This is a genomic window from [Actinomadura] parvosata subsp. kistnae, assembly GCF_900323885.1.
Classification (GTDB): Bacteria; Actinomycetota; Actinomycetes; order Streptosporangiales; family Streptosporangiaceae; genus Nonomuraea; species Nonomuraea composti.
Genome location: NZ_OOHJ01000021.1, coordinates 84,735 through 108,406, shown reverse-complemented (window position 1 = coordinate 108,406; position 23,672 = coordinate 84,735). Strand labels below are relative to the sequence as shown.

Annotated in this window: 26 protein-coding genes; 17 read left to right on the top strand and 9 right to left on the bottom strand. The window is 72.0% G+C overall.

The features are described from left to right. Positions 1–13: 13 nt before the first annotated feature. The gene (locus KIS93_RS42565; RefSeq protein ID WP_222107845.1) at positions 14–889 is read right to left on the bottom strand and encodes an SAM-dependent methyltransferase; all 876 of its coding nucleotides are present in this window, start codon (positions 887–889) and stop codon (positions 14–16) included. 169 nt (positions 890–1,058) lie between these two features. Here KIS93_RS42565 and KIS93_RS42560 point away from each other — a divergent pair, with 169 nt between their 5' ends. Continuing rightward, positions 1,059–1,292, top strand: a complete 234-nt coding sequence (locus KIS93_RS42560) for a hypothetical protein (RefSeq protein WP_080038340.1) — start codon at positions 1,059–1,061, stop codon at positions 1,290–1,292. 6 nt (positions 1,293–1,298) lie between these two features. Here KIS93_RS42560 and KIS93_RS67825 read toward each other — a convergent pair whose 3' ends face one another. Together KIS93_RS67825 and KIS93_RS42550 are read right to left on the bottom strand one after the other, a co-directional pair. Beyond that, positions 1,299–1,922, bottom strand: coding sequence for a TetR/AcrR family transcriptional regulator (locus KIS93_RS67825; protein WP_080038339.1), 624 nt, complete (start codon positions 1,920–1,922; stop codon positions 1,299–1,301). Between the two features lie 33 nt (positions 1,923–1,955). Beyond that, a complete protein-coding gene (locus KIS93_RS42550) occupies positions 1,956–3,149 on the bottom strand; it encodes a cytochrome P450 (protein ID WP_080046689.1) in 1,194 nt (397 codons plus the stop codon). Between the two features lie 163 nt (positions 3,150–3,312). Here KIS93_RS42550 and KIS93_RS42545 point away from each other — a divergent pair, with 163 nt between their 5' ends. The 3 genes from KIS93_RS42545 (at position 3,313) to KIS93_RS42535 (ending at position 5,506) form a co-directional block, all read left to right on the top strand. Further along, positions 3,313–4,020 carry a sulfotransferase family protein gene (locus tag KIS93_RS42545; protein ID WP_155126975.1) on the top strand — a complete coding sequence of 236 codons (708 nt, stop codon included), beginning with the start codon at positions 3,313–3,315 and terminating at the stop codon, positions 4,018–4,020. Between the two features lie 129 nt (positions 4,021–4,149). Then, the gene (locus KIS93_RS42540) at positions 4,150–5,085 is read left to right on the top strand and encodes a helix-turn-helix domain-containing protein (RefSeq protein WP_230466474.1); all 936 of its coding nucleotides are present in this window, start codon (positions 4,150–4,152) and stop codon (positions 5,083–5,085) included. 172 nt (positions 5,086–5,257) lie between these two features. Then, positions 5,258–5,506, top strand: a complete 249-nt coding sequence (locus KIS93_RS42535) for a hypothetical protein (RefSeq protein ID WP_080038337.1) — start codon at positions 5,258–5,260, stop codon at positions 5,504–5,506. 97 nt (positions 5,507–5,603) lie between these two features. Here the strand turns inward: KIS93_RS42535 and KIS93_RS42530 are convergent, their stop codons facing one another. Next, positions 5,604–6,392, bottom strand: coding sequence for a maleylpyruvate isomerase N-terminal domain-containing protein (locus KIS93_RS42530; protein ID WP_080046687.1), 789 nt, complete (start codon positions 6,390–6,392; stop codon positions 5,604–5,606). 213 nt (positions 6,393–6,605) lie between these two features. Between KIS93_RS42530 and KIS93_RS42525 the strand changes: the two genes are divergently transcribed. From KIS93_RS42525 to KIS93_RS42480, 10 genes are all read left to right on the top strand, one after another. Continuing rightward, a complete protein-coding gene (locus KIS93_RS42525; RefSeq protein ID WP_080038336.1) occupies positions 6,606–7,172 on the top strand; it encodes a TetR/AcrR family transcriptional regulator in 567 nt (188 codons plus the stop codon). Between the two features lie 8 nt (positions 7,173–7,180). Then, positions 7,181–7,465, top strand: a complete 285-nt coding sequence (locus KIS93_RS42520; protein ID WP_080038335.1) for a YciI family protein — start codon at positions 7,181–7,183, stop codon at positions 7,463–7,465. A 113-nt stretch (positions 7,466–7,578) separates the two neighbouring features. Next, positions 7,579–8,556: an SDR family NAD(P)-dependent oxidoreductase gene (locus KIS93_RS42515; protein ID WP_080038334.1), complete on the top strand. Its 978-nt coding sequence runs from the start codon at positions 7,579–7,581 to the stop codon at positions 8,554–8,556. Positions 8,557–8,676: 120 nt separating this feature from the next. Continuing rightward, the gene (locus KIS93_RS42510; protein ID WP_222107843.1) at positions 8,677–9,279 is read left to right on the top strand and encodes a dihydrofolate reductase family protein; all 603 of its coding nucleotides are present in this window, start codon (positions 8,677–8,679) and stop codon (positions 9,277–9,279) included. Between the two features lie 5 nt (positions 9,280–9,284). Beyond that, positions 9,285–9,872, top strand: coding sequence for a dihydrofolate reductase family protein (locus tag KIS93_RS42505; RefSeq protein WP_080038333.1), 588 nt, complete (start codon positions 9,285–9,287; stop codon positions 9,870–9,872). A gap of 141 nt (positions 9,873–10,013) precedes the next feature. Then, positions 10,014–11,006: a hypothetical protein gene (locus KIS93_RS42500; protein ID WP_080038332.1), complete on the top strand. Its 993-nt coding sequence runs from the start codon at positions 10,014–10,016 to the stop codon at positions 11,004–11,006. Between the two features lie 64 nt (positions 11,007–11,070). Then, positions 11,071–11,790 (top strand): ABC transporter ATP-binding protein, encoded by a 720-nt coding sequence (locus KIS93_RS42495; RefSeq protein WP_080038331.1) that lies wholly within the window; start codon positions 11,071–11,073, stop codon positions 11,788–11,790. A 2-nt stretch (positions 11,791–11,792) separates the two neighbouring features. Next, positions 11,793–12,536 (top strand): ABC transporter permease, encoded by a 744-nt coding sequence (locus KIS93_RS42490; RefSeq protein ID WP_080038330.1) that lies wholly within the window; start codon positions 11,793–11,795, stop codon positions 12,534–12,536. 274 nt (positions 12,537–12,810) lie between these two features. Next, entirely contained in the window at positions 12,811–13,698 is an 888-nt protein-coding gene (locus tag KIS93_RS42485; RefSeq protein WP_246005444.1) for a sensor histidine kinase, read from the top strand. A 5-nt stretch (positions 13,699–13,703) separates the two neighbouring features. Next, positions 13,704–14,333 (top strand): response regulator, encoded by a 630-nt coding sequence (locus KIS93_RS42480; protein ID WP_080038329.1) that lies wholly within the window; start codon positions 13,704–13,706, stop codon positions 14,331–14,333. A 10-nt stretch (positions 14,334–14,343) separates the two neighbouring features. On the opposite strand, the gene KIS93_RS42475 is transcribed toward KIS93_RS42480, so the two are convergent. The 3 genes from KIS93_RS42475 to KIS93_RS42465 form a co-directional block, all read right to left on the bottom strand. Then, on the bottom strand, positions 14,344–15,018 hold the full coding sequence (locus tag KIS93_RS42475; RefSeq protein WP_186404750.1) for a hypothetical protein: 675 nt from the start codon (positions 15,016–15,018) through the stop codon (positions 14,344–14,346). Positions 15,019–15,343: 325 nt separating this feature from the next. Beyond that, positions 15,344–15,865 carry an RNA polymerase sigma factor gene (locus KIS93_RS42470; RefSeq protein ID WP_155126972.1) on the bottom strand — a complete coding sequence of 174 codons (522 nt, stop codon included), beginning with the start codon at positions 15,863–15,865 and terminating at the stop codon, positions 15,344–15,346. A gap of 84 nt (positions 15,866–15,949) precedes the next feature. Then, positions 15,950–17,245, bottom strand: coding sequence for an alpha/beta hydrolase (locus KIS93_RS42465; RefSeq protein WP_080038326.1), 1,296 nt, complete (start codon positions 17,243–17,245; stop codon positions 15,950–15,952). A gap of 59 nt (positions 17,246–17,304) precedes the next feature. Here KIS93_RS42465 and KIS93_RS42460 point away from each other — a divergent pair, with 59 nt between their 5' ends. Continuing rightward, positions 17,305–17,847, top strand: coding sequence for a helix-turn-helix domain-containing protein (locus tag KIS93_RS42460; protein ID WP_080038325.1), 543 nt, complete (start codon positions 17,305–17,307; stop codon positions 17,845–17,847). Positions 17,848–17,849: 2 nt separating this feature from the next. Here KIS93_RS42460 and KIS93_RS42455 read toward each other — a convergent pair whose 3' ends face one another. Both KIS93_RS42455 and KIS93_RS42450 read right to left on the bottom strand, forming a co-directional pair. Further along, on the bottom strand, positions 17,850–18,860 hold the full coding sequence (locus KIS93_RS42455; RefSeq protein ID WP_080038324.1) for an amidohydrolase family protein: 1,011 nt from the start codon (positions 18,858–18,860) through the stop codon (positions 17,850–17,852). Between the two features lie 87 nt (positions 18,861–18,947). Beyond that, positions 18,948–19,502 carry a TetR/AcrR family transcriptional regulator gene (locus KIS93_RS42450; RefSeq protein ID WP_080038323.1) on the bottom strand — a complete coding sequence of 185 codons (555 nt, stop codon included), beginning with the start codon at positions 19,500–19,502 and terminating at the stop codon, positions 18,948–18,950. Between the two features lie 78 nt (positions 19,503–19,580). On the opposite strand from KIS93_RS42450, the gene KIS93_RS42445 reads away from it, so the two are divergent. Both KIS93_RS42445 and KIS93_RS42440 read left to right on the top strand, forming a co-directional pair. After that, on the top strand, positions 19,581–20,810 hold the full coding sequence (locus KIS93_RS42445; RefSeq protein WP_080038322.1) for a CynX/NimT family MFS transporter: 1,230 nt from the start codon (positions 19,581–19,583) through the stop codon (positions 20,808–20,810). A gap of 995 nt (positions 20,811–21,805) precedes the next feature. Continuing rightward, positions 21,806–23,257 carry a vanadium-dependent haloperoxidase gene (locus KIS93_RS42440; RefSeq protein WP_222107842.1) on the top strand — a complete coding sequence of 484 codons (1,452 nt, stop codon included), beginning with the start codon at positions 21,806–21,808 and terminating at the stop codon, positions 23,255–23,257. The last annotated feature ends 415 nt before the right edge of the window (positions 23,258–23,672 follow it).

The following is a 23,672-nucleotide window of genomic DNA, read 5'->3' as shown; positions in this document are numbered from 1 at the left end:
ACGCCTCCCCCGCTCAGGCCTTCTCCGCGTAGACGAACCGCTCGACCGGCGTCGGCGCGGCCAGGCCGCGTTCCCTTCCGGCCGGCCGGACGTACCGCTCCAGGTAGTCCTCCGTGCCGACCTGCTCGCGCTCGATCCATCCGTACGGCGCGAGCAGCCCGGCGACGTCCCCCGGATGCAGCCCGAAACGGAAGATCCGCTGTTGGGCGACGAAACGCCGGTACATGCGCCCGCCCCCGTACAGCTCGGTGCCGTCGAGGAAGTCTTGAAGCAGGTAGGTGAAGATGAGCCGGCTGCCGGGTGCGGCGCCGGACAGGGAGGACAGGGTGGCCCGCACGCCGTCCTCACTCAGGTACTGGGTGACGGCCTCCCACACGAACATCGCGGGCCGCTCGACCCGGAAGCCGTCGTCGGCCAGGGCGGCGGCGACGTCGTCGCGGTCGAAATCGATGGGGACGAGGGTCAGGCCGTCGGGCAGCCGACCGAAGACGTCGCTGAGCCGCGCGTGCTTGCGGGCGATGTTCCCCGCCAGGTCCAGCTCGTACGCGCGAGCCTTGGGAACGACCAGCCGGCAGGCGCGGGTGTCCAGCCCGGCCCCGAGGACGACGACCTGGTCGATGCCGGATTCCAGCGCGGCGCGTACCTGCTCGTCGGCGTACCGCTTGCGGCACAGCATCGCCGCCCACAACCCCGGCACCCACCGGTCCGCCCCCCAGGCCAGGAAGCGGCGGACGAACGGCACCCGCACGGCGGCCCGCGCGGGCGCCGGCAGCAGGCGCGGGGCCAGGTCGTCGTCGGTGATGCGGTTGCCCGCGGGCAGGTACCGGTCGCACGCGGCGATCACCATCGGGCCCAGCGCGGTGCCCATCACGGCCTTGCGTTCCGACATGATGACGCCTCCGGAGTCACGCCGATGAACGCCGGCGCCCCCTGCTTCCGGCACCTGTCTACTCCTCGAAGGTAACCCGGTGGGGGCGCGGGAGTTCCGCTCTGGCGGCGATGATCGCCGGGAGTTACCGTGAAAGCCGCTCACGAGGACGATCCCGGGAGGTCCTGCGATGACCATCAAGCGAGGGCTTTTAGCGGCGGTGCTGGCCGCGGCGGCGTTCACGGCCGGTGCGGCGCCGGCGCACGCCATTCCGCCCCCGCCGCCGGGCGGTGACCTGCTCGTCGTCTTCAGTTACTACAGCGGCGATCAGGTCGTCGGTCAGCGCTGGTTCGGGTGCGGTCAGCCGGCGGGGCAGTGGGGTGTGCTGGAGGGGACGCAGAAGGTGTTCTTCACCCCCTGCTAGCTCGGGTCACGCCGGCGGGCAGTGCCCGGCCTCTTTGGTGAGGAGGTTTTCCGAGGAGGGCGGGGGCAGGGTGTCGTCCGAGGGCCGCAGGCTCGACAGCAGCAGGGCCAGGTAGCGGCGGGGGTCGTGGTGGGCGGGGTCGCCGGGGTGGGCGGTGGCCAGGGCCATGATGACGATCGCGGCCAGGTCTCGTACGACAAGGTCGGCCCGGACCTGGCCCGCGCGCTGCGCCCGGTCGAGGACGGCGCCGAGCGGCCCCATGAAGCGGGCCGCGATGTCGACCGTGGAGGCGCCCGCCTGGCGGGCGGCCTTGAGCAGCCCGTGGTGGGCGGCCAGCGTGCCGACGGCCGCCGTCAGCGCCCCGGTCAGGGCCGCGCCCGGGTCGGCGGCGTCGCGGGCGGCCACCACCAGCGGCTCGACCTCTTCGGCGAAGTACGTCTCGAAGGCGGCTCTGATCACGCCGTCGCGGTCGCCGAAGCGCCGGTAGACGGTGGCGCTGCCGATGCCGGCCTGCCGGGCGATCTCCTCCAGGGAGACCTCGGGGCCGCGTTCGCGCAGGATCGCGATCGCGGCCCGGACGATCTTGTCGGCGTTGCGCAGCGCGTCGGCTCGCTGTCGCTGCTCGTGCACATGGTGAACGCTAGCAGCCGGCGCGGCAGGCGGTTACCAGGTGACGTCGAAGGAGGACAGCCCGTAGACGACGTTGAAGGAGCGGAAGCTCGGCGCGGTGCCGGTCTCGCGCAGCCCGGGGAAGCGTTCGAACAGCGCGGGGAAAGCGATCCGCATCTCCATCCTGGCCAGCGGCGCGCCGAGGCAGTGGTGCACGCCGTGGCCGAAGGCGAGGTGGCCGAGGTCGCCGCGGGCGATGTCGAGCCGGTCGGGCTCGGAGATGAAGTGCGGGTCGCGGTTGGCGGCGGGCAGCGCGCACATCACGACCTCACCGGCGGGGATGCGCACGCCGGACAGCTCGACGTCGGTGGTGGTGACCTTGCTGGTGCCGGAGTGGACGATGGTCAGCCAGCGCAGCAGCTCCTCGACGGTGGCGCCGATCCGCTCGGGCTCCTTCTTGAGCAGGTCGAGCTGGTCGGGGTGGCGGAGCAGGGCCAGGGTGCCCAGGCCGAGCATGTTGGAGGTGGTCTCGTGCCCGGCCAGCAGCAGCAGTGAGGCGATGCCGGTCAGCTCGTCGGTGGACAGGTCGTCGCCGTGCTCGCGCACCAGCATGCCGAGCATGTCCTCGCCCGGGTCGGCCTGGGCGCGTTTGACGAGGTCGGTCATGTAGGCGCGCTGTTCCAGGCTGGCCGCCGTGCGCTGCTCGAACGGCAGCGACACGTCGAGCAGCCTGCCCGAGCGCCGCTGGAAGTCGGCGCGGTCATCGTACGGGACGCCGAGCAGCTCGCAGATGACCAGGGACGGGATGGGCAGCGCGAAGGCGGAGACCAGGTCGGCGGGCGGCCCGGTGCGCTCCATGGCGTCGAGGTGCTCCTGGACGATCTCGTGGATGCGCGGCTCCAGCCGGCGCATGCGGCGCATGGTGAACTCGGGGGTCAGGATGCGGCGCAGCCGGGTGTGCTCGGGCGGGTCGAAGGCCAGCAGGTTGCCGGCCCGCATCCGTTCGCGCTGCTCCGCGCTGAGCTGGTCGCTCACCGGACGGAACGACATGGCGGCGGCGTTGCTGAAGCGGGTGGCGTCGCCGAGCACCTCCCGCACGTCGGAGAAGCGGCTGACGAGCCAGGCGTCGATGCCGAACGGGGTGGGCACCCGGCGGACCCCCTCCTCGTCGCGCATCGAGGCGAGCTCCGGGTCGGGGTGGAAACCGTTGCGCCGCATGTGCAGGGGCAACGTCACGGCATCGCTCATGGTCATCCTCCGGACGATCGGCACTGACCGCATGTCACAAAAACGAGAGTAGCCCATCATTTCGTGGTGCGCGCGGCCTCGGACAGGGCCTGCGGAAGGGGATTGTCACGACCATGATCGCGCCACCATGATCAAGGGCATCCGACACCCATGGAGGAGCACCATGCTGACCGTGATCGGCGCGGGTTTCCCGCGCACCGGTACGAGCTCGATGAAGGCGGCGCTGGAGCGGCTGGGGTTCGGGCCCTGCCATCACATGTTCGACATCGGGTCCGACCCCGACCGCGCCCGCCGGTGGGCGCCCCTGGCCGACCGTGACGTGGTGCCCGACTGGGACCACGTGTTCGAGGGGTTCCGTTCGGCCGTGGACTGGCCGGCCGCGTTCTTCTGGCGCGAGCTGGCCGACGCCTACCCGCAGGCCAAGGTCGTCCTCACCGTACGCGACCCGCACGCGTGGCTGGCCAGCATGCAGGCGCTCATCGCCAACGGCCCGGCCCGCTTACAGGCCGACAAGCTCGCACCCGAGATGGCCCCGCTGGTCGAGAGCATGAACACCACCCGCCCGCTGCTCGAACGCATGATCCGCGAGGGCCTGGGCAGCGACCGGGCCTTCGGCGAGCCGCTGGACGAGAAGGACAGCCTCCTGGCCTTCGAACGGCACGTCGCCACCGTCAAGGAGAGCCTGCCGGCCGAGCGGCTGCTGGTGTTCGACGTGCGGGAAGGGTGGGAGCCGCTGTGCCGCTTCCTCGGCGTGGACGTCCCCGCCGGGGAGCCGTTCCCGCACCTGAACGACAGCAAGGTGATGGAGGAGTCGATCGACCGGCTGCTGCAGGGGGAGAACATCGGGCTGCCGTTCCACCGCGTGAGCTGAGCCCCCTGGCCGCCGCCCCGGTCCCGGTGGCGGCGGCCGCTCGCGGGACGGGAGGGCCGTCTTCCGCGTCCCGGCGTGGCGTGACAAGCTGGAAACGAACCGCGACAGAGGTGGAGCCGCTTGCAGGTCGTGTTCGACAGCACTGATCCCGAGCGCACCGCGGCGTTCCTGGCCGCCACGTACGGCGCTCCCGTGAAGATGAGCGCCGGCCGCGCCGGCTACCGGTTCCGGCACACCCGGCTCGGGCAGGGCCCGCTGTATTTCAACACCATCGACCACACCGCGACCACCGAGTACCACGCCGACCCCTTCCCCGCCCTCATCGTCGTACGGGTGCACCGGGGCGTGCGCACCGACCTCGACCTCGACGAACGCCTCGGCCCCGGCGACATCTCCCTCCATGCGCATCCCGGCCGGCCCTACCACACCCGGCTGGCCTCCATCCGGCACACCGCCGTGCTGATCCCGCCGCAGGCCGTCGCCGAGGTGGCCCGCAACCGGCCCGACGATCCCCTGCCCCCGCTGCGGTTCTCCTCCTTGCGTCCCATCGGCCCCGCCGCGGCCCGGGGCTGGCTGCAGGCGGCCGACTACGTCGCCGCGAGCCTGAGCGCCGACCCCGAGACCATGGCCCGGCCGTTGCTGGCCGGCGCGGCCACCCGGCTGCTGGCCGCCCATCTGCTGGCCACGTTCCCCACCGCCTGGCTCAGCGAGCCGCACCACCAGGACCGCGTCGACGCCACCCAAACCACCCTGGCCCGCGCGATGGCGTTCATCGACGCCAACGCCGACCTCGACATCACCGCCCTCGACATCGCCCGCGCCGCCCACGTCACCGTGCGCGCCGTCCAGCTCGCCTTCCGCCGCCACGTCCGCACCACCCCCATGGCCTACCTGCGCCGCGTACGGCTGGAACGCGCCCACGAGCAGCTGTGCGCGGCCACCTGGGGTGACGGCACCACCGTCACCGCGGTGGCGGCCCGGTGGGGCTTCTTCCACCCGGGTCACTTCGCCGCCGTCTACCAACAGACCTACGGCAGACCGCCCAGCCGCACCCTGCGCACGTGAGCCGGCCCGCGGATCGGGTCCGGAGTTTCGTTTTTCGGATGACGACGGCGGGTGATCCTTCGCTTCGATGGCTGATCGGCGCGGCGACGCGCAGCCATGGTGGAGACCCAGAGGCGGATGGAGCGGCACTCGCACCGTCGCCTCCGATCTTGCCCGTCCGAGGGAGGCAGTGATGGGCGTGGACGACCTCGCAGCGCGTACGGACACCGGCGGCGCCCGGCACTCACGCCGGCTCGCGGAGGTGCGCGCCATCGCCCGGGAGGTGGCGCTCCGGGCGGCCGACATCCGGGCCGACAGCCGGCGCAACGCCGCCATCGCCCAGGAGCTCTGCCGCACCCTGGCCGAGCAACGTGCGCGGCTGCGCGCCGCCTTCACGGTCATCGCCGAGCAACGGCAGGCTCGGCGCCGCTCCCCCGGCTGACGGCCGCGTCCGCACCCTCGGGGACGGCCGCACACGGAACCACGGCCTCCCTTACGGCGCGGTTCAGCCGTTGGCCCCGGGGGTGCGCCGTCACGTCCTACTCGGCCGGGTCCCAGGCGCTGAGCTGGTCGAAGAGACGCCGGTCGCCGTCGAGCTTCAGGGAGTCGAACGGGATGCGGTTGTACAGCATGAGAACCAGTTCGCCGGCCGTGCCCCGGGCGGAGGCGTAGGCCACGTCCGCCTCCTGCCCGGCGGCGGCCGGGATGGCGTCGGGCCCGGGGAGGCGGGTGGTCCGCGCGCCGTCGGCGGAGAGCGACAGGCGCCAGGAGCGGCCCTCGGAGGCGTGGAAGTCGATGGCAGCGGGCCGGTGCGGCCAGGCACTCGTCGTCGCGACGCAGGTGAACAGGAACTCCTCGACACCGTCGAGGGCCACCTCGGCCGGCAGCGGCTGCGGGGCGCCCACGGTGATCTGGGCGTCGTAGGTGTGCACCGCCATCTGCTGGAGCTGGTGCCGAGCCACGGTACCGCAGGTCGGCGGCGACTGCGATGTGTCCCACCACGTCCAGCAACCGCGATCCGGGCCGGCCTTCCTCAACGCCTCCACCAATTGGTCCGTGGACTCCGCCAGCCAGGCCAGCAGCGCCTCGCGCTCCCGAGGCGCAGCCGGGGCGCCCTCCGCCGCCGACTTGGCCTCAGCGGGCCCCGCGGCGACGGTGGCGGCCCAGTCTCGGCGCCCCTCGCCGATGTGCTGCGCCAGATCGAACAGCGTCCACTCCGGGCAGGTCGGCACCTGCGCGTCGAGGCTGGACGCGGCGGCGACCGCGGCGCGGAAGGCGGTCGACCGTTCGTCGATCAGTCGCAGCAGAGCGGGGAACTCGAGTGTCATCGTCACCCCGAATCTCTATCACCCCGTCCCGACAATCGCACAACGATCAACACCGCCGCCCTCGCGAACGGCCCCTCACCACCGCAGAGAAGAGCGCCCCGGAGGGCCTGCCGCACCCGGACGAGCAAGCCCTGGACCCGGCTTGACGGTGCTAGGACAACCGTCCTAGAGTCCCGCTAGGTCAAGCGTCCTAGCGGGGCGAAGGAGGAGCGGATGAATGGCGCGGCGACTCGCGAACACATCGTCGAAGCAGCCGACCGGCTGTTCTACCAGCGCGGATACGAGCACACCTCGTTCGCCGACATCGCCGCCGCAGTCGGCCTGTCACGCGGCAACTTCTACTACCACTTCAAATCCAAGGACGCGATCCTGGACGCGGTCATCGCCACCCGGCTCGCCGGCACCCGCCACATGCTGCGGCAATGGGAGAACGAACACCCCACCCCCAGCGGCCGCATCCTGCGCTTCGTCGAGATCGTCCTGACCAACGGCCCCGACATCCAGCAGTACGGCTGCCCCGTCGGCACCCTCAACACCGAGCTCGCCAAACTCGGCCACACCATGCGCGGCCAAGCCCGGGAACTGTTCACCCTGTTCCGCGACTGGCTACGCGAACAATTCACCGAGCTCGGACACGCCGACCAAGCCGACGAACTCGCCATGCACGTCCTCGCCTTCAGCCAGGGCGTCGCCGTCCTGTCCCACGCTTTCGCGGACGAGGAATTCGTCCGGCGCGAAGTCAGCCGGATGCGCGACTGGCTGAGCACCTACGAGAAATGAGAAACCCCATGTTCGTGGTCCTGCTGCGATTCTCCGACAACAAGGACGCCGCCCAGCAGCACATGAGCGGCCACCAGGAATGGATCAGACGCGGCCTGGACGACGGCGTGTTCCTCCTGACCGGCAGCATCCGGCCGGGCCTCGGCGGCGCGATCCTGGCCCACCGCACCTCACGCGAGGAACTCGACGAACGCCTCCAGGACGACCCGTTCGTGGCCGAGAACGTCGTCAGCGCCGACATCATCGACATCGCGCCCGGCATGGCGGACGAGCGCCTGGCCTTCCTGCTGTGACCGCGCCATAGCCGGCGCAGCGTCCTGACCCGAGGCGGGTGTCGCGCGGCGGGCCAGGCGTTGATGCCCGCCCCGGTACGTGCGAGGGTGGTCAGCGACGGAGGGGTCCAGCGATGGAATCGTTCACGGGAAAGATGGCCGTCGTCACCGGAGGCGGCGCCGGCATAGGCCGCGAGCTGGTCGTTCAGCTGGCCGCCGAAGGCTGCTCGGTCGCCGCGTGCGACCTCGACGAGGCCGGGCTGGCCGGCACCGCCGAGCGGGCCGCCAAAGCCGCACCCGGCGGCGGCGAGGTGCGGGTCACCACCCACCGCTGCGACGTGTCGGACGAGGCTCAGGTGACGAGGTTCCGCGACGAGGTGGTCGAGCGGCACCGGACCGGCCACATCAACCTGCTGTTCAACAACGCCGGCATCGGCGGTGGCGCCAGCTTCTTCACCAGCTCGCGAGCCGAGTGGGAGCGGACGTTCAGCGTCTGCTGGGGCGGGGTGTACAACTGCACGCGCGCGTTCATGCCGCTCCTGGTCGCCAGTGACGAGGGGTGGCTGGTCAACACCAGCAGTGTCAACGGGTTCTGGGCGGCCGGTCCCGGTATGCCGATGAGCGCGTACAGTGCCGCCAAGTTCGCCGTGAAGGGCTTCTCCGAGGCGATGCTGACGGACCTGCGGATCAACGCGCCGCACGTCCAGGTCGCGCTGGTGATGCCGGGGCACGTCGGCACCGAGATCGTGATCAACTCCCGCCGGATCCACGGCCACCCCGATCCTGACGACATGACCGCCGCGGAGCTCGCGGAAGCCCGTGAGCGCGCCGCCGTCGTCGCGGGCGTTCCCGCCGACCGGTTGAGCGATGCGGAGGTCCGGGCCGCGGTCAAGAGCATGGGTGAGTGGTTCCGGGACAGGGCGCCGCTGTCGGCCGCCGACGCCGCGACCGTCATCCTCGACGGCGTACGCGCCGGCACGTGGCGCATCCTGGTCGGTGACGACGCCCGAGCCCTCGACGCGGCGATGCGCGCCGACCCGCTGGACCTGTACCGGCCCGACAGCCCGACCCTGGCCGCCGTCTTTCCTGACATGCGCCCCCGCGAGGAGTGAGTCGGACTCGGCAAGCCGGTCACCCGAGAGGCGCCGACGTTCGTACGGACGGACGGCGCATGGACCCCCCGGACCGGCACTGGTCGGCTCCCCGCCGGACGCACCGAAAGGACCACGAACGTGAGCAGGACCGTGCTGTACATGTCGATGTCGGTGGACGGATTCATCGCCGGCCCGAACGCGGCCCCAGGCAACGGGCTCGGCGACGAAGGGCACCGGCTGCACGAGTGGGTCCTGCCGGACGCCGACGCCGACCGCAGAAAGGACCTCGACCACCTGACGGGCGCCAGCCGCGAGATCATGGACGAGGCCATGGCCACCGAAGCCGTCGTCGTCGGACGACGAACGTTCGAGCTGGCCGGCGGCTGGGGCGGCGACCACCACGACGGCGTGCCGATCTTCGTCCTGAGCCGCCGCCGACCGGATCCCGAGCTGGAATGGCCGGGAGTCACCTATGTCAGCGACGTGACGACCGCGACGAACCTGGCCAGGAACGCGGCCGGCGGCAAGGACGTCCTGGTTCACGGAGCCCGCACCGCCCGGCTGGCACTCGCCGCCGGCGTCCTCGACGAACTGCGGATCCACCTGATCCCCGTCCTGCTCGGACGGGGCGAACGGCTCTTCGACGACATGCCGCCCCACCACATCGAGCTCGAGCTCCTGCACGCCGCGGACGAACCAGGCGTGACACACCTGCGCTACCGCGTCAGAACGGAGAACTGACGGCCATGGCGATCATCCGCCTCTACATGACCATCTCCCTGGACGGCTACGTCACCGGCCCGCACGACAGCCCGGACGACCCCATGGGCGTCGGCGGATTCCGGCTCTTCAACTGGCTCGACCAGCGCCACGCCCCCGGCCCCAGCGGGCAGGTCTACAGCGAGGTACTGGCCACCCGCGCCGTCATCGCCGGCCGCCGCACCTACGAACACGCCGGCCGCTGGCAGGGCGACCACCACAACGGCGTCCCCATCTTCATCCTGACCCACGCCATCCCGGACGAACCCCCGCCAGGCACCGTCCGCTACGTCACCGACGCCCACGACTGCGCCACCCAGGCCCGCGCCGCCGCCGGGGACGGCGAGGTGATGGTGCACGGCGCCGGGGCCGCCCAGGCTTTGCTGCGGGTGGGGCAGCTCGACGAGCTCGAACTCCACGTCGTGCCGGTCCTGCTCGGACAGGGACGCCGGCTCTTCGACAACCTGCCCGCCGAACGCATCGAGCTCGACCTGATCCGCCGCCTGACCACACCGCCGACCAAGGACCCCACCCAGCACGTCACCCACCTGCGCTACCGCATCCACCACCGGTGACGGCCTGGAACTCCCGGCCGGGGCGCCTCAGGCTTCGCCGGTGGCGGCGTCGGTGTCGGCGTCGGTGGCGGCGTGGGCCAAGCGGCACCGGATCGACCTGGCCGCACCCATCCGATCCACGTTCGTCCCACAATAGGGATCATGATCCTCAACGTCGTCCTCGCGCTGTCCCTGGCCGTCACCCCCGCCCCTCAATGGAGGAAGGTCCCCGCCGACAGCCCCGCCTTCCTGACGAAGGATCACGAGATCGACGGCCGGCTGGCCATCGCCCTCGACTGGGAGAAGCGCCCCATCTGGCGCATGATGCACTGGACGGGCCGCGCCTGGCGTACCACGAAGACCCCCGCCGCTTTCGCGAGCGGCAAGAACGCCCGGATCAGCCGCTCCTGGGCGTTCGCCGGCAAGGACGGCGTGATCCACGCCTGGCGGATCTCCGGCACGACCTGGAAGGACCACCCGATCCGGAAGGCGGGCCGCCTCGTGGACGCCACCGGAAGTTCGGCCGGCGAGGTGTGGGTGGCGGGTGCGGGCGGGCGGACCTGGCGCTGGGACGGAGCGGCATGGCACCGGCAGGACACGCCGCGCGCCGTCGCCCGGCTGCTCGCCACGAGTGAAGGAGTCTGGGCGCTGAGCGCCGACCGCCGCGTCCCCCTGCACTGGGACGGCGGCCGGTGGGAGGAGACGCCGCTGCCCGGCGGGAAGCTGCCCCCGACCCCCAAGGGCGGCATCTCGGGCACGTGCGGCACCAAGTGGACGGAACCGGCCGTCGAGATCACCGACTGGGCGGCGGACGCCGCCGGCGACGTCTGGGCGGCGGCCGAGGTCCGCTCGCACGCCGCCAAGTGCGTCGGCCACGTGTACAGCACGCTGAAGACCCTCGCCCTGCACTGGGACGGCGGGCAGTGGCGGCGCGTGGACCTGCCGGTCGAGCTGGACCGGCTGGAACACGTGGTCGCCGACGCGGCCGGCGCCGTCTGGTTCGGCTCCGACCGCCGGCCCGAGCTGGTGCTCAGGGCGGGCGCGTGGCAGCGGGTCAAGGCGCCGCGCGGGCTCGGGCTGCTGGAGGCGATGGGCCCGGCGGCCGACGGCCGCGGCATCTGGGTGTGGACGGACGTGATCCACCGCCTCTCGTAGCCGCGGCAGGGGGTCAACCGATCGGTGGATATCGGGGCAGGGCCGGGGCGAAGATCCTCGATGCATGGCAGTCATCGAGGTCAACGACCTGCGCAAGAGCTACAAGGGCCACCAGGCCGTCAACGGCGTCTCCCTCACGGTGGAGCGCGGCGAGATCTTCGGGATCGCCGGCCCCAACGGCGCCGGCAAGACGTCCGTCGTGGAGTGCGTGTCGGGGCTGCGGCGTCCCGACGGCGGCACCGTACGGGTGCTGGGCCTGGACCCGCACGGCGGCGACCGGCGCGCGCTCCAGCAGCGCATCGGCGCGCAGCTCCAGGAGGCGGCGCTGCCCGACGCGATCAAGGTCGGTGAGGCGCTGAAGATGTACGCCTCCTTCTACGACGACCCAGCCGACTGGCGGGCGCTCATGGACGAATGGGGCCTGGCGGGCAGGAAGGGTGACCGGTTCGCCGGGTTGTCCGGGGGGTGGAAGCAGCGGCTGTTCATCGCCCTGGCCCTGGTGGGCAGGCCCGAGGTGGTCCTGCTGGACGAGCTGACCACGGGCCTGGACCCGGACGCCCGCCGCTCCACCTGGGCTCTCATCCGGACGATGCGCGAGCGCGGCGTGACGGTCGTCATCGTCACGCACTTCATGGACGAGGCGGAGGCGCTCTGCGACCGCGTCGCCATCATCGACGGCGGGCGCGTGACCGCCCAGGGCAGCCCCCGCGAGCTGATCGGGCAGGCCGGCGCCGGCACCGCCTCGCTGGAGGACGCCTATTTCGCCCTCACCGGAAGGAACTGACCATGAAGGGCATGAAGGGCATGAAGGGTTTCGCCAACGTCGTCGCCGTCGAGCTCAAGCTGGGCCTGCGCGACCCCATGTCGGCCTTCTTCGCGCTGGCCTTCCCGCTGATCATGTTGTGGGTGAAGCTGCGCGGCGGGAACAAGCCGCTGCCGGGCGGGGTGCCGGCGGTCGACGCCACCGTGCCCATGCTGGCGGCGTTCGTCATCGGGCTGGCCGCGCTGGTGGTGCTGCCGGCCACGCTCGCCCAGTACCGGGAGCGGCGCGTACTGAAGCGGCTGCGTGCCACCCCGGCCGCGCCCGCCATGCTGTTCGGCGCGCAGTGGATCGCCCACATGCTGCTGGCGGTGGCGGGGACGGCCCTGATCGTCCTCGTCGGCGCCGCCGGGTACGGGCTGGCGGCCCCCGCGAGCCTGGCCGGCGTGCTGCTGGCCTGGCTGCTCGGCGCGCTCAGCCTGGGCGCCATCGGTCTCCTGCTGGGCGCGCTGGCCCCCAGCGGGCGGGCGGCGACGGTGATCGGGCTCGGGTTGTTCTTCCCCATGGTGTTCCTGTCGGGGGCGGTCATCCCGCGCGAGACGATGTCGGGCTCGATGCGCGCGATCGGGGACCTGACGCCGATGGCGCCCGTGGTGCGGGCGATCAGGGACGGCTGGGCCGGCGCCCCGCCGTCCGCGGCTACGCTGGGGATCATGGTCGCGATCGCGGTGGCGGCGGGTGGCGGCGCGCTGAAGGCGTACCGGTGGTGACGCCCAGCCGGTGGGACCGGGTCATGGCGGCGCTGCCGTACCTGTTGGTCCTGCTGCCCGCGCTGTTCTCGCTGCTGCGGGAGTGGCGGGTGGAGGTGCTCGCGCTGGCGCTGTTCGCGGTGGCGTGGCACTGGCTGGTCGTGACCGCGCATCCCGGCTGGGTCGCCCGCCCGTGGGTGGTGGCCGGCTACTTCGTCGTGCTGCTGGCCGTCGTCGCGGCGCTGGTCCGGGCCGACACGGTGTTCACGGTGACCGGGGTGGGGACGTTCCTGCAGTGCTTCGCCCTGCTGCCGGGGCTGTGGGCGTACGCGGGGTGGCGGTCACGGTCGGCGTGCTCGTCGCCGCCCGCCCCGCCGACGGCCGGACGCCGGTCGAGCTGCTCGCCTCGTTCGTGGTGGGGGTGCTGGTCACGTCCATGGCGGGGCTGGTCTTCCAGACCGTCACCGAGCAGAACGAGCGGCTCAAGCAGACCACCGCCAGGCTGGCCGCGCTCGCCGAGGAGAACGCCGAGCTGCAGGCCCAGCTCCTCACGCAGGCGCGCGAGGCCGGGGTGCTCGGCGAGCGGCAGCGGATGGCCAGGGAGATCCACGACACCATCGCACAGGGGCTGACCGCGATCCTCACCCAGCTCGAAGCCCTCGGCGACGTGCCCGGCGCCGGTGAGCGGCTGGCGACCGTGCGCGGCCTGGCGCGGGAGAGCCTGAGCGAGGCCCGCCGCTCGGTACGCGCGCTGCGGCCCGTGCCGCTGGAGGAGAGCCCCGAGCTCGCCGCCGCCCTGACCGGGGTGGCCGAGCGGTGGTCGCGGGTCGCGGGGGTGCCCGCGGCCGTGTCCGTCACCGGCGCGGCCCGGCCGCTGCACCCCGAGGTCGAGGACACCCTGTTACGCGTGGCACAGGAGGCGCTGGCCAACGTGGCCAGGCACGCCCGCGCCGGGCGGGTGGTGCTGACGCTGTCGTACATGGACGACGTGGTCGCCCTCGACGTGCGCGACGACGGGGCGGGCTTCGTCCACGAGCCCGGCCGTACGAGCGGCTTCGGCCTGGTCGGGATGCGCCAGCGCGTCACCCGCCTGGCCGGCCGCCTGGAGATCGAGACCGCCCCCGGGCAGGGCACCGGCATCTCCGCCACCGTCCCCGCCATCCCCGCCGCCGCGAGGTCGTGAACCCCATGCCGATCCGCCTGATCATCGTCGACGACCACCCCATCGTGCGCGACGGCCTGCGCGGGATCTTCGACACCGGCGACTTCGAGGTCGTCGGCGAGGCCGCCGACGGCCGCGAGGCCCTGGCGGTGGCCCTGCGCACCGCCCCCGACGTGGTCCTGCTCGACCTGCGCATGCCGCACATGGGCGGGGTCGAGGTGATCCGCCGGCTGCGCGAGCAGCAGCCCGGGGTGCGCGTGCTCGTCGTGACGACGTTCGACGACGACGCCGACGTGCTGCCCGCCATCGAGGAGGGCGCCACCGGCTACGTACTCAAGGACACGCCCCGCGACGACCTGCGGCGGGCCGTGCGGGCCGCGGCCCGCGGCGAGAGCGTGCTCTCCCCCACGGTGGCCGGCGTCCTCGACCAGCGGGCCCGCCACGTCCCTCCCCCGGTGCTGAGCCCGCGGGAGCTGGAGGTGCTGTCGCTCATCGCCCGGGGGGCGACGAACCGGGAGGTCGCCGGGCGGCTGTTCATCACGGAGGCGACGGTGAAGACGCACCTGCTGCACGTCTTCGCCAAGCTGAAGGTGAAGGACCGGGCGGCGGCGGTCGCGGCGGCGTACGAGAGCGGCCTGCTCAGCCGCACGAGGTGAACGCCCCCGTTCAGAGCCGGGCGGTGCACCGGACGCATCCGGCGGGCGGCACCGGCCGCACGTCGCTCCAGCCCATGCTCCTGACGATCTCGGCCCGCCAGACGGCGCCTTCCGGAGTCAGCCCCTGCTTGCCGAGCAACCGGCCGGTGCCGCGGTCGATCACGATCTGCTCGGTCGCGAACCGCACGGCCAGCCCGTCGAGCCCGAACGTCCCCGCAACGCCGTCGACCACCTCGGCGCCCGGCGCACGCGCCAGGAGCAGATAGGCGGCGGCCCTGGTGCCGGGCGTCGCGGGTGAGCTGATGAGCCCTGAGACGGCCTCCCTGAGCCACGCCTCGCGCTCGGCCGCCTCCTCACGGGCGCAGCTTTCCAGCAGCCGCGACCTGAGTGCCACCGGCTCCGTGGGAAGAGCGCGCAGCTCCGTCAGCGTCGGCTTCAGCCCGTCGGCGAGCTCCAGCCCCAGCTTCAGGTCCGCCGAGGAGTAGGCGGGCAGGTTCGTGTCACACCCCCGTGCGGGGCACAGCTTGGGTGAGCCCTCCCGCCGCCAGGCTTTCAGCCCTTCGGGCGTGTACGGCTTCGACGAGATCGGCTCGTGCCAGCCGTAGACCGCACGGTCGGGCCCGAAGGCGAGCACGTCCACGGCTCGTTCCTCGACCTGGTAGGGGCGGTCGCTCTTCGTCCGCATGACCTGCTCGACGTCTCGCCGCCAGTAGCGGCCCCCGCCTCGGGCGTCGCCGCCAGCCGGGCGGCCGCGGCTTCCAGCTTCCGCAGGGGCGTGACCGCGACCGGCCCCGCCTCGGGCCGAGGCACCAGGGCCACCACCGCGCCGACCACGAGCACGACCGCCGCCGCGACGAGCGCCATCCCCGTCCACCGCCTTCCGCCCGCCCGCGCCCCGGACCTCGGGGGAGCCTGCGCGGCGGCGAACACCCGCTCCCGCGCCGCGGCCAGCTGCTCGGCGGACGAGGGCGGCACATCGGGCATCACCGAGTCGATGACCTGGAACTCGTTCATCCCAACACCTCACGCAGCTTGGTCCTGGCCCTGCTCAACCGGGACGCGACCGTCCCCGGGGCGATCCTGAGCGCCGCCGCCACCTCGTCGTAGCCCAGCCCGCCGTACGCGACGAGGAGCACCACGTCGCGCTCCCCCTTCGACAGCCGCGCCAGCGCCCCGGCCAGCCGGTCGACGGTCACGCTCGCGCTGATCCGGTCCACGACCCGCTGGTCGTGCCCCTCGTCGTCGGGTGGCGGCCCCGTCCTGGCCAGGGCGCGGTACTTGCGCACCTCGGCGCGCCGGTGACGGCCGATGAGGTTGGTGGCGATGCCGTACAGCCACGGCCTGACGCCGCCCACGGCCCCGTCGAAGCGGGCACGTTGCCGGAAGGCGATGAGGAACGTCTCCGCGGCGAGATCCTCGGCCACGTCGAGGTCGAGCCTGCGCCCGATGTAGCGCCGGATCTCCTCGTAATGGGCTTCGAAGACGGCCTCGAAGACGTCGGGAGCAGTGATCACACTCTTGTTTGCCCGCAAGCGTGCGATCCTTCCGGAAAACCTTGAGCCGTTGCCCTAGAGATGTACGGCGGCGAGCACGCGATTGTTGTTTCGCGGGGGTCGTCAGCGTTCGCAGGTGGACAGGAGCCAGTCGGCGATGCCGGTGACCACGGCCGCGTCGACGTGCTGGGGCCGGTGGTAGTCCGCGGGCGTGGACGGGCCAGAGCCGGGGAAGAACAGGTGGTCGTCGGCGTCGTGGACGCGGATGGTGACGTCCTTGCGGTGGGCGAGGCCGGCCCGCCAGCCGGCGAGGTCGTCGGCGACGGTCACCTGGTAGTCGCGGCCGCCTTGCAGGATGAGCATCGGTTTGCCCAGCGCGGCGGCGGTCGCGACCGGGTCGTAGCCGCGCAGGTCGAGCCAGTACGCCCCGGAGTAGCCGAACGGCAGCTCCGCGGCGGGCGTTTCGGCCGACAGGTCGGGGTCGTCGACCCGGGCGGCCTGCCGCGTGATCGTCTCGACCGCGGCCTGCGCGCCGGGATCCTGCGCGGCTAGATGGCGGACGACGCGCACGGCCGCCCGGTGCATGGGCTGGGTGTCGGCGGCCAGGAGCACCAGCCCGGCCACCGACGGCTCGGCGGCGGCGACCCTCGGGGCGGCCTTGCCGCCCATGCTGTGCCCCGCGACGAACACCCGCGCGGCATCGACGGCGGGGTGGCGCTGGAGCAGGTGGACGGCCGCGACGGCGTGCGGGACGTACTCGTCGTTCATCGTGAAGCCCGGGAGCGCCGCCACCTGGGCGGCGTGGGTGTGCGTCACCTTGTCGAAGCGCAGCACCGCCACGCCGCGGCCGGCCAGCCCCCAGGCCAGGTCCTTGAGCGGCTTGTTGGGGCCGCTGGTGGCGTCGCGGTCGAACGGGCCGCCGCCGCTGAGCAGCACCACCGCGGGCCACGGGCCGTCGCCGCGCGGCAGGCTCAGCGTTCCGGGTACGGCCAGCGCGCCGGAGCCCACGGTGACCTCGTGCTCGTCGAAGCCGTCGCGGCGGGCGTACGGCGGCGGCGTCCACGGCTCGGCGGGTGGTGGCGCGAGCCGCAGGTCCCGCAGCAGGCCGGTGTCGTCCACCGCCACGACCACGGTCAGCTCGCCGCGTTCGTACGTGACGGGGACGCTCACCTTGACCAGCTCGGCCTGCCCCGTCGCGGCCACCCAGCCGTCGGGGGCCGGCTCGCTGACCGGCGTACCGACCGCGGAGATCGCCCCAAGCACGGAAAGCTGGCTCTCCCAGGCGGACCGCAGCACCTCGGCGGAGACCACCGCCCGCAGCGGCGGCGCGAACAACGCCTCGACGTCCGCGAAGCGCCCGCTGCGCGCCATCTCGACGACCGCCGTGGCGGTCGCCGCCGGATCCGTTCGCAGGGTCATGCCGGCACCAACCTTTCTACTGTTTTGCGAACGGTAGCACACCATGAGAATGTTGGATCGTGGACACTTTGGAGCTGCTGGCGCATCCGGTACGGCTGCGGATCGTGCACGCGATGCGCGGCGAGCGGGAGCTCACCACGGGAGAGCTCTGCGCGCGGATCCCCGACACCTCGAAGGCCATGGTGTACCGGCACGTCGACCTGCTCGCCGCCGCCGGGATCCTGGAGGTGGCGGGCGAGCGGCGGGTGCGCGGCGCGGTGGAGCGCCGCTACCGGCTGCGCCACGACCGGGCCGTCCTCGACGCCGGCGTCCTCGCGGCCATGACGCCCGACGATCACCGGCGCGCGTTCGCCACGGCGATGGCGGTTCTGGTCGCCGAGTTCAACGCCTATCTTGAGCGCGAGGAGGCCGACCCGGTGGCCGACCTCATCGGCTACCGGCAGCACGCCGTCTGGCTCAGCCGCGAGGAGCTGGAAGAGATGATCACCGCGTTCCGTCGGGTGATCCTGCCCCTGCTGGCCAACCAGCCGACGCCCGACCGCACCCAGCACCTGCTCAGCCCCATCTTCTTCCCGGTCGAGCGGCCACCGGCCGGCTCCTGACCTCAGCTCGCGCGGGCGGTGAGGCGCTCCCAGTTGCGGTGCGCGATGTCGGCCTTCTGCTCGTCGGTGAAGGGCGCGCTCTCCAGGAAGGAACGGGCGGCGCCGTTGCTGGTGTCGACGTAGGGGAAACCGCCCGGCCGGAACCCGTAGGTGAAGGGGTAGTCGGTGGAGTACAGCATCCGGTCGGTGCCCATGACCTCGGCGGTCCAGCGCAGGTAGCGCGGGCTGTTGGTGCCGCTGCCGGCGACCCAGAAGTTCTGCTTGAAGTAGTCGGCGAGCGGCCGCTGCAGGCCGCCGGCCTCGGCGAAGAACCCGGTGTGGTCGAGGTAGAACAGGACGACCTCGCCCCAGTGTCCGGCGATCACCTGGAGGCCGGGGAACCGGTCGAAGACGCCCGAGAAGATCATCCGCAGGTACTGGACGCCCAGGTCGTAGTACCAGCCGATCGCCGCTCCGGCCAGCGGGGTGCCGATCGGGCCGATGCCGGAGTAGTAGGCGTCGATCACCGGCTGGACCGGCGTCTGCGGGTGGAAGTGCAGCGGCACGCCGAGCCGCTCGGCGGTGGCGTACAGCTCGTCGTTGTCGCGGTGGTCGGCCAGCCTGTCCCCCGTGCGACCGTACAGCATGGCGCCGGGGAAGCCCAGCTCGACCACCGCCCGCTCCAGCTCGGCCGCGGCCGCGGCGGGCGACTGGGTGGGGATCGCGGCGAACGCCTGGAACCGGTCGGGGCGCGCGGCGACGATCTCGGCGAGCTGGTCGTTGGCCTCGCGGGCCACCGCGATCGCCTCGGCCTCGGGCAGGTCCTGCACGCCGGGCGAGGCCAGGGACAGGACGGCGACGTCGATGCCCTGGTCGTCCATGTGGGCCAGCCGCCGCTCGCCGGTCTCGCGCAGGTTCCTGGCGATCGGGCTGTCGCCGAAGCCGCGGGCGGGGATCTGGGGTGATCCGGCCCGCTTGTACGCCTCGTGGACGGCGGGCACGATGACGGTCTCTTCCACTCCGATGATGCGCATGCTGACGCTCCCTCGTGTTTCCAATGGCAACAAAGGAACGTTATCACCACTATCATCAACGTAAGCAAATTTTTGTTACCAGTGATATCAACGGGGACGGAGGCCCTCGAGTGCGACCGCGACATACCGCCGCCAATCCCCCGCGGCGTTGCGGATGACGGCCGCCAGCCCGCAGATGATCATGTTCACGTCCTCAGCCGTCACGTCCTGCCCGGCCACACCCTGGGCCCGCGCCTGGTCGAGCAGCTCCGCGATGACGGCGAGCAGCGCGTCGCGGGTCTCCCCCTGCGGCTCGGCCGAGCCCATGGCCTTCTCGATCACCTCGGACATGCCGCGATCCCCGGCCAGCACCTCCCCCACGTGGAACAGGAACCCGGCCAGACCCTGACCCTCTTCGCCGGCGAACGTGTGCCCCGCGGCCGCGAGATCGCCGGCCCGGCGCTCGGCGATGGCCTCGATCAGCGCCTCCCGGGTCGGGAACTTGCGGTAGAGCGTCCCGATGCCGACGCCCGCCGCCCGCGCGACCTCCGACATCGGCACGTCATGACCCGACTCGGCGAACAACAGGCGCGCGGCCTCCAGAACCCGATCGCGATTGCGCTCGGCGTCGGTACGCGGCTTGCGGCGCTGCGGAGTTGACATCCCGAACGCTCCTCTGCCTAGACTTCGGATACGGAATCCGGATTCCTCATTCCGCATTATGTCATGAAAGGTGACGCCATGTCGAAGGAGCGTTCGACCACGTCAAAGGGCCGTTCCGGCAGGGCGCTCCTGGTGTGGGGGCTGCTGGTCGTGGCGGCGAACCTGCGGCCGAGCCTCACCGTCGTGGGGCCGCTGCTGGATCGCGTGCAGGCCGACCTGGGGCTGGCTCCGGCCGTGGCCGGGCTGCTGAGCACGCTGCCGCTGCTGGCGTTCGCGGTGATGTCGCCGGTGGTGCCGCGGCTGGCGGCGCGGTGGGGGCCCGAGCGGCTCCTCTGGTGGGCGCTCGTGGTGCTGGCGTTCGGGATCGGGGTCCGGTGGGTGCCCTCGGCGATCGGGCTGTTCGCCGGAACCGTCCTGATCGGGGCCGGGGTCGCCGTGGGCAACGTGCTGCTGCCGAGCCTGATCAAACGCGACTTCCCCACCCGGGTGGGGCTGCTGACCAGCGCGTACGCCACCGTCATGGGCGCCGTCGCCGCCGTGGCCTCCGGGGTGGCGGTGCCGATCAGCCAGGCCGCCGCCGGCGGCTGGTCCACCGCTTTCGGCTGCTGGATCGTGCTCGCGCTCGCCGCCGTCGTGCTGTGGCTCCCGCAGGTACGCGCGCCGCGACCGGCCGCGGAGACGATCCGCCGGCACCGGCTGCCATGGAGATCGGCGCTGGCGTGGGCCGTCACGGCGTTCATGGGGTTGCAGTCGCTGGGCTTCTACGTCGCCGTCACGTGGCTGCCTCAGGTGTTCCAGGACAGCGGGGTGAGCGCGGCCACGGCGGGATGGCTGCTGTTCCTGTTCCAGGCGGTCGCGGTACTGACCAGCCTGGCGGCACCCGCCGCGCTGCGGCGGGCCGGCGACCAGCGCACGGTGGCGACGCTCTCCTCCGCGGTCGTGCTCGGCGGCTACCTCGGGCTGCTGGTGGCGCCGGGGTGGGCATGGCTGTGGAGCATCGTTCTCGGGCTGGGCGGCGGGGCGTGCCTGGTGCTCGCCTTGGCCTTCCTCAGCCTGCGCGCCCAGGACGCTACCGTGGCGGGCACGTTGTCGGCGATGGCGCAGTCGGTCGGCTACCTGGTGGCCGCCGCCGGGCCGGTGATCTTCGGGTTGCTGCACACGGTCAGCTCGGGCTGGCACGCGCCGCTCGTCCTGATGTGCGTGGCCGCGGCCGGGCAGGTGATCTTCGCGATGGCGGCCAGCAGAGGCACGGTGGCCCCCACCGACGACCAGACTCTTGAACCCGCTCCCTCGCCCGGCCGCAGTTGACCGTCAAGCGCACGACAGAAGCGTGGCCGACGGCGCGGGCGATGTCCTGACCCGTTCTGCGGTCCGAGGGCAGGCTCAATGCCACTGCGGACCGAGGCCAGGCTCAAGACCGCAGTCGTGATCTCGCAGGTGCCGCTGGCGCCATGTTTCCGACCGTCCACGCCTGTGCCGACCACCTGACCGCCAGCGCCCCGGCAGCCCCTTCGGGATGTCCACGCCCACGTCAACCACCTGGTCCGTCACCCGACCGCCCGCCCGCACTCCGGCACGGGGCTCGCGGCCGCTCCTAGCGACTGCCCCGCCCCACGACACACCACCCGAACCTCCGGATGCCGCGCGATCCTCCGGACAACGCCCGAGCCACCCACATCACCCAAGCCACCCCGCCCACCGCCTAAGCCACCTCACACCGCCCGAGCCACCTCACACCGCCCGAGCCACCTCACACCGCCCGAGCCACCTCACACCGCACTGCCACCCCACACCGCCCGAACCACTCGACATCGCGCGAGCCTCGCGACCACATCCAAGCCACCACACACCGCCGGCACACCCCACACCACCGGAGCCACCCCACACCACCCGAGTCACCGCACACCACCCCAGTCACCGCACACCGCTCAAGCCACCCCACACCATCCAAGCCGCCAGACATCGCCCCGGCCACCGCACATCACCGCGAGCCATCCCACACCGCCCACGCCCCACACCGCCCAAGCCCCCCACCGCCCAAGCTATCCCCACACCACCCGAACCACCGGAGATCACCCGAGCCACCGGACCGCCTGAGGTTGCCCAGGCCACCGGAGATCGCCCATACGACATCGAGGACGACCTCTATCCGACGACCAGGTCACAACCCTTCGGCGAGGAGCCGCCGCGGGAGGATCCAGCCTTTTGCCGTTACCAGATCGGTGTGTTGAGCTTGATCGCAGCTGCTTCACCAACGTTCCTGACACACCGAAGTTCCTGACACTTCCAGGGAGGACCTGTTCGTGAAGGAGAACAACGACCGTCCGTTACCCCGCGTCCGCAGGACCTGGCGTCACCGCGTGGCCGCGCTCGGCAGCGCGCTGGCCCTCGCCGTGACCGGCACCGTGGTGGCCCTACCGCAGCCGGCTGCCGCGGCGGCACCGAACTACGACGGCGATCCGACCCAGTACTGGAACCAGGTCCTCGTGGACGTCTTCCGCCAGCTCAACGGCCCCGACGCGGCCCCCGGCAGGCTGGCCAGGGCAGCGGCCATGATGAACGCCGCGATCTTCGACGCCGAGACCATGTACCGCGACCAGTGGCGCACCCGGCTGTACCAGCCCTACCTGCAGGCGGGACGCTACTTCTCCCTCGGCGAGACCGACCACGAGGAGGAACGGGTCATCGGCAGGACCGCCTACAACATCCTGCTCGACCTGTTCGGCACCGCGACCCTGCACAGCCCGAGCATGACGAACCTGCTCGACCAGCGTTTCACCCATCGTTTCGGCACCAGCCCCACTGACTTCGACTATCTGGACCTGCAAGTGGTCAGCTCGGTGGTGCAGCGGATGCGGCAGTTCCGCAGCGACGACCACTCCGCCGACAGCACCGTCTACACGCCCAGCCCGGAGCGGGGCGCCTGGCGGCCCACCGGCGACCCGAGCTGCACCACCGCCCAGAACGCGGTGACCCCGAACTGGGGCCGGGTCAAGCCGTTCTCGATGACGTCCGGCTCCCAGTTCAGGCGGCCCACGCCGGAGCAGGCCATCACCTACGACCAGCTGCTGCAGACCACTGAATACCAGCGGCAGGTCGATCTGGTACGCCGCTTCGGCGGCGCCGCCGACACGGCCAAGACGAAGCTGGAGCGCACCACCTCGCAGACCGCGGCCGCCCTGTTCTGGGCCAACGACGTGGACGACACGTATCGGCCGGTCGGCCAGCTGCTGGTGCACACCGGCCAGGTGGCCCGGCAGCTCAACGTCACCAGCCCCTACGAGAACGCCCGCCTCTACACGCTCGTCTCCCTCGCCCTGGCGGACGCCGCGATCGCCGCGTGGGACACCAAGTACGAGACGAGGATCGACCTGTGGCGGCCCGAGAGCGCCATCAGGGAAATCGACCCCGACTGGCGACCCTTGTCGGTGGACCGCAACGGCAACCACTTCTCCCCCTGCTTCCCGTCCTGGGTGTCGGGCCATGCCACGTTCGCCGGCGCCTGGGCAGGCATCATGACCCGCTTCTTCGACGGCAACGCGACCTTCACCGTTGACACCGAGGACCCGTCCGCCCCCGTCAAGAGCAAGACCTTCACCTCCTTCGCACAGGCCGCCCAGGAGAACGCCCAGAGCCGGTTGTGGCTGGGCGTCCACTACCCATGGGACGCCGACGACGGCATGGCCATCGGAGACGCCATCGCCAACCACGTCTTCACCAACGAGCTAACCGAACTCCCCACCACCCCCCGCTAAGCCACCGCACCCAGGGGGCGGGCCCAGCGACCTGCGTGCGGGCGATGCCACGCTGCGAGTGCGGCACCGGCAGCCTGCACGCAGGTCATGCCGCTCACCGCCCCCGAAGGCGAGCCGACCGACCTCCGCGCAGGTCACACCACGACCCAGCACCAGCACCAGCACGAGGACCAGCACCAGCACCAGGACCAGGACTAGCAGCCTGCTCCGAGGTCATGACGCGACCTGGGCGCGGCCCCGCCGACCCGCACGCAGTTCATGGCGTGGTCCGGGAGCGGCCCCGGGAACCTGCACTCGATTCTTGCCACGACCTGGGAGCAGCTCCGACAACCTGCACACAGGCCATGCCACGAACCGCACCCCGACGGCGACTCCGGCCGACTCGCACCCAGGTCAAACCACGATCTGGAAGCGG